Raw genomic sequence first — 1,116 nt, 5'->3', positions numbered from 1 at the left:
AATCCGGCCCACCCGGCCCGACGCGGACCGCGACGACCTCAGCGGGTGCCGACCGCCGCCCGCACCGCGCGGCGCGCCAGCGCGGCGTCGTCGTACAGCCGACGGATCATGATGCGCTGCTCCTCGCCCGCGCCCGGGACGTCGTGCAGCCGGATCTCCCGCATCAGCACCAGGACGAGGTTCACCAGGAAGGCGTCCCGGGCCAGCGTGCCGCCGGACTGCGCGAGCTGGCTGATCTGCCGGCGGGCCGCGGTGTCACCGGAGAGCACGCTCCACAGCACCGCCAGGTCGTAGCCCGGCAGGTACCAGCCGGCCTCCTCCCAGTCGAGCAGCACCGGGCCGGAGGGCGCCAGCAGGATGTTGCCGAGCAGCGCGTCGCCGTGGCACAGCTGCCGGCCGGTGTTGGCCAGGCCGTGCAACAGCTGGCGCAGGTCGCCGGCGTCCCGGTCGGTGAGCTGGCCCACCGAGTGGTAGCGCGAGATCTCCAGCGAGTAGTCCAGCGGCTTGCCGAACACGTCGGTCGGCGGACGCCACAGGTTCAGCGTGCGCACCGCGCCGAGCACCGCGCGGACCTCGCCCGGGGTGGGCGGGTTCACCGGGTGCCGCTCGCGGGCCGCGGGCCGGCCCGGCACCCGCTCCAGCACCAGCACGCAGCGGTCGTGGTCGGCCGCCACCAGTCGGGGCAGCCGGACCGGCGGGCGGTGCCGCACGAACGCCCGGTAGACCGCCACCTCGTGGTGGAAGCGCTCGACCAGCTGCTCGTCCCGGGCGGCCTGCGGCGCCAGGCACTTGGCGACCACCGGAGCCCGCCCGATGGTGCCGGCGATGAGGATGTGCCGGCTGCCCTCCCGCAGCACCTGCCGGGGGAGGAAGGCGGGACATATCCGCGAGACGGCGGCCAGCGCGGCCTTCACCGCGGGCGTCTGCAGCGCCGCGGGGTCGACCCGGTCGACGAAGCCCTCACCCGTGCGGGTGGTGAGCAGCCGGCCGGGGACCGACCGGAGGGGGGCCTCGGGCCGGCCGGCGAGCGCGGTCCTGGCCAGGGCGGTGCGGGGGTCGCGCAGCTCGGTGCCCCGCGGCGCGGGTCGGCCGCCGGCCGCGGTCGGCGGCCGCAGC

1 protein-coding gene is annotated in these 1,116 nt (G+C 77.0%); it reads right to left on the bottom strand.

The features are described from left to right. Window positions 1–38 precede the first annotated feature (38 nt). On the bottom strand, window positions 39–1,115 hold the full coding sequence (locus tag ABZ641_RS38905) for an aminoglycoside phosphotransferase family protein (RefSeq protein WP_359989430.1): 1,077 nt from the start codon (window positions 1,113–1,115) through the stop codon (window positions 39–41). Between the last annotated feature and the right edge of the window lies 1 nt (window position 1,116).

The sequence above is a fragment of the Kitasatospora sp. NPDC007106 genome, assembly GCF_040634455.1.
Taxonomy (GTDB): Bacteria; Actinomycetota; Actinomycetes; order Streptomycetales; family Streptomycetaceae; genus Kitasatospora; species Kitasatospora arboriphila.
The sequence above is the reverse complement of the archived record's forward strand: the minus strand, read 5'-3'. Positions and strand labels throughout refer to the sequence as shown.